Annotated in this window: 3 protein-coding genes; all 3 read left to right on the top strand. The window is 72.5% G+C overall.

The window, feature by feature from the left end; all coding sequences use genetic code 11:
- Nucleotides 1-115 precede the first annotated feature (115 nt).
- Genes ACXJMZ_RS36780 through ACXJMZ_RS36770 form a run of 3 tightly spaced genes read left to right on the top strand, consistent with a single transcriptional unit; the run spans nt 116 to nt 3,941 of the window.
- Nucleotides 116-2,449 (top strand): FHA domain-containing protein, encoded by a 2,334-nt coding sequence (locus ACXJMZ_RS36780; protein ID WP_457034345.1) that lies wholly within the window; start codon nt 116-118, stop codon nt 2,447-2,449.
- 5 nt (nt 2,450-2,454) lie between these two features.
- A complete protein-coding gene (locus tag ACXJMZ_RS36775; RefSeq protein ID WP_457034344.1) occupies nt 2,455-2,964 on the top strand; it encodes a hypothetical protein in 510 nt (169 codons plus the stop codon).
- 8 nt (nt 2,965-2,972) lie between these two features.
- Nucleotides 2,973-3,941: a serine/threonine-protein kinase gene (locus ACXJMZ_RS36770; RefSeq protein WP_457034346.1), complete on the top strand. Its 969-nt coding sequence runs from the start codon at nt 2,973-2,975 to the stop codon at nt 3,939-3,941.
- Nucleotides 3,942-4,001 lie beyond the last annotated feature (60 nt).

Raw genomic sequence — 4,001 nt, 5'->3', positions numbered from 1 at the left:
CCGCCTCCTGAGGCGTGAAGGTCCCAATCGGCTGTCCCCATCCCGGGGCGCCGCAGTGCGCAAGCCCGGACGCTCCGTCGCGCTCCCGGCGCCGGCCGGGCCTAGCATCGTGGGTATGGGAGAGCGACAGTTCGCGCCCTTCGCGCCGCAGCTCGTACTGGAGACGGACGGCGACTCACAGGTGATGAGCCCGAGCCGCACGTACCACGTCGGCCGGGACCCCACGGGTGAGATCGTGCTGACCGACCCCCGGGTGTCCTGGCACCACGCAGTGCTGCACGCCGACGGCGACCACTGGATTCTGGACGACACCGGTTCCACCAACGGCACCTGGGCGTACGGCCGCCGGGTCAGCCACCTGGACCTCGGTCCGGGCAGCACGGTCCGGTTCGGCAGCGCCGAGGACGGCCCGTACGCGACCCTCAATGCGCTGCCCGAGGCTCCCGCCACCGCGCGGGCGCCCTCCGCGCTGACCGCCATCACCGGCTCCTTCCGGCCGCCCACCCGGGTCCGCCCGCTGCCCGCCAAGGTGACCCGGATCGGCCGGGCCACCGACAACGACCTGGTGCTGGCCGACCTCTCGGTCTCCCGCCACCACGCCGAACTGCGGGCCAGGCCGGACGGCCGGTACGAGATCACCGACCTGGACAGCCACAACGGCACGTACCTGAACGGCAGTCCGGTCACCACCGCCCTGGTCGGTCCTGAGGACCTGGTCGGCATCGGCCACTCGATGCTCTGCCTGGTCGGCGACCAGTTGCAGGAGTTCGTCGACACCGGCGACATCGACCTGAACGTCGAGGGCCTGGTGGTCGAGGTCGGCGAGGGCAAGGTGCTGCTCGACCAGGTCACCTTCCCGGTCGGCCAGAAGTGCCTGCTGGCCGTCGCGGGCCCGAGCGGCGCCGGCAAGTCCACGCTGCTGAACGCGCTGACCGGTCTGCGTCCCGCCGACCGGGGCACGGTGCGCTACGACGGCCGTGACCTGTACCGCGACTACGCCGAGCTGCGCCGACGGATCGGCCTGGTGCCGCAGGACGACATCCTGCACACCCAGCTCACCGTCCGCCGCGCGCTGCGCTACGCCGCCGAACTGCGCTTCCCCGGCGACACCGAGCCCGCCGAGCGGGCCGCCAGGGTCGAAGAGGTGATCACCGAACTCGGCCTGGAACAGCGTGCCGACCAGGTGATCTCCAGCCTCTCCGGCGGCCAGCGCAAGCGGGTCAGCGTCGCGCTCGAGCTGCTCACCAAACCCTCGCTGCTCTTCCTGGACGAACCCACCTCCGGCCTGGACCCCGGCATGGACCGCTCGGTGATGCACATGCTGCGCGACCTGGCCGACGACGGACGCACCGTCATCGTGGTCACCCACAGTGTGCTCAGCCTCGACCTCTGCGACCGCCTGCTGCTGCTCGCGCCCGGCGGCAAGATCGCGTTCTACGGACCGCCCGGGGAGACCCTGGACTTCGTCGGCTTCGGCCAGTGGCCGGAGGCCTTCGAGGCGTTCGAGAACGACCGGGCCCGCGACTGGGCCGGCCAGTACCGCGACTCGGACGCGCACCGCCGGTACATCGCCGACGCGATGGCCCGCCCGGCCGGCCCCGCAGCGGCCGCCGCACCCCCGGTGCCGGTCCGGCCGCCGCAGGGCTGGTGGTCCCAACTGGGTACCCTGGTACGGCGGTACGCCACCGCGCTGACCGCCGACCGGACCTTCCTGGCCGTCATGATCGCGCTGCCGTTCGTGATGGGCGCGATGGCCCGGGCGCTGGCCGGCAGCAAGCTGACCCAGGAGACCGCGCTGAACGGGCTGCTGATCCTGTGCGTCGGCGGTGTGCTGACCGGCGCCGCCAACGCCGTCCGGGAGCTGGTGAAGGAGCGCACCATCTACCAGCGCGAGAGAGCCGTCGGCCTGTCCAGATCTGCCTACCTCTGGTCGAAGATCGTCGTGCTCGGCACCATCACGGTCGCCCAGTCGGTGGTGCTCACCATGGTCGGCCTGGCCGGGGTGAAGCTGAGACCGCAGGGCAGCGGCGTGCTGATGCCGCCGCTGGCGGAGATCACCATCGCGGTCGCCATGCTGTCCTTCACCGCGATGATGCTCGGCCTGCTGATCTCCGCCCTGGTGAAGAAGGAGGAGGTGACCATGCCGCTGCTGGTGCTGCTCGCCATCGTCCAGGTGGTGTTCTGCGGCGCGCTGCTCCAGCTGAACGGCGTCCTGGTGCTCAACCAGCTGTCCTGGCTGATCCCGTCCCGCTGGGCGCTCGGCGCGATGGCCGCCAGCATCGACCTGCACCAGGTGGTGCCCGGCAAGCTCACCGAGGACCCGCTGTTCGAGCACAGCCTCAATGTCTGGCTGCTCGACCTCGGCATGCTCGCGGCGCTCTCGCTGGTGTTCGGCCTGCTGGTCGCCCGGCTGCTGCGCCGGCACGAGCCGGCCGTGATGCGCGGGTAGCGGCGATGTCCAGCCCGTACGAGTTCCGGCCCACCCACGTCGTGCCCGAGGGTGGGCTGCCGACCTGGGAGAGCGCGGACCCGGCCCACCCGTCGGCCCGACTGGACCCGCTGCTGCCGGTGATGCTGACCGAGGCCACCGGTGACTGGGCCCGGGTGGTCTGCTCCAATGCCTGGTCCGCCTGGGTGGACGGCCGGATGCTGATCACCCTGCCGCACCGGCCGCCCGGCACCGCCCAGCCGCTCGCCACCACCGCCGATCCGCGCGCCCTGCTGGCCCGCCTCGAGGACGCCCTGGCCGCCTACCGGCAGCTGGTCGACGAGTACGCCGCCGGGCTGCTCGACCTGGAGGGCTTCCGCAGTCGCAGCGCGGGCCTGCGGGTCGGTGCGGTGATCGACGGACCGGCAGCCTGGCTGCTGGACCTCGACCAGGGCCGCTGGTACTACTGCGAGGGCGCCCAACTGCAGACCTACGCCACGGTCGAGCCCGCCGACACCGGACGGGGCACGCCGTGAGCCCCACCGTGCAGTCCGACCTGACCGGGCGTGAGCTCGGCGGCTACCGGCTGGGCAAGGTGATCGGGCGTGGCGGGATGGCCGTGGTGCACCAGGCGGAGGACCTGCGGCTCGGCCGGATCGTCGCGGTCAAGCTGCTCGCCCCCGAACTGGCCCGCAACGACGTCTTCCGGCAACGGTTCGCCCGCGAGTCGAAGATCGCCGCCGCGATCGACCACCCGCACATCGTCCCGGTGTACGAGGCGGGCGAGGCCGAGGGCGTGCTCTACATCGCGATGCGCTACGTCCAGGGCCGGGACCTGCGGGCGCTGCTCGACCGGCAGGGCCCGCTGGACATCCGCCAGACGGTCCGGATCACCGCTCAGGTGGCCTCCGCGCTGGACGCCGCGCACGCCCACGACCTGGTCCACCGGGACGTCAAACCCGGCAACATCCTGGTCGCCGAGGGGACCGACAGCGACCACCCCGAGCACGTCTACCTGACCGACTTCGGCCTGACCAAGAAGTCGCTCTCACTCACCGGCCTGACCACCGTCGGCCAGTTCGTCGGCACCCTCGACTACGTCGCCCCCGAGCAGATCTCCGGCAAGCCGGTGGACGGCCGCTGCGACGTCTACAGCCTCGCCTGCGTGGTGTACGAGGAACTCACCGGCGCACCCCCGTTCCGCCGGGACGACGACCTGGCGCTGCTCTGGGCGCACCTGAACGACCCGGTGCCGCCGGTCAGTTCGCTGCGGCCCGACCTGCCAGGCGCGCTGGACGAGGTGCTGGCCAAGGCGCTGGCCAAGACCCCGGATCAGCGCTTCGACAGCTGCCTGGCACTGGTCGCCGCGCTCCGGGCGGCCGGGGAGACCGCGGCCGTCGGCCCGGCAGTCGTGCCGACGCCGACCGAGGTGGTCCCGGTGGTGTCGCTGCCCGCGCCGGTGCCCGCGCCGCCCGCCTGGGCCTGGCCGGTCTTCGAGGCGGGGGCGCGCTGACCGGTGCGGGCTACCCGGCGGGCACCAGGTGGGTGTCACCGGCAGCGGGCTGCCCGCTGG

This window comes from Kitasatospora sp. P5_F3, assembly GCF_054049135.1.
Note: the sequence above shows the minus strand (reverse complement) of the source record. Positions and strands in the feature narration are given on the sequence as shown.

Bases quoted from the DNA above. Each gene is read 5' to 3' on its own strand.
- ACXJMZ_RS36780 (WP_457034345.1), top strand. From the start codon at position 116: ATGGGAGAGCGACAGTTCGCGCCCTTCGCGCCGCAGCTCGTACTGGAG.
- ACXJMZ_RS36775 (WP_457034344.1), top strand. From the start codon at position 2,455: ATGTCCAGCCCGTACGAGTTCCGGCCCACCCACGTCGTGCCCGAGGGT.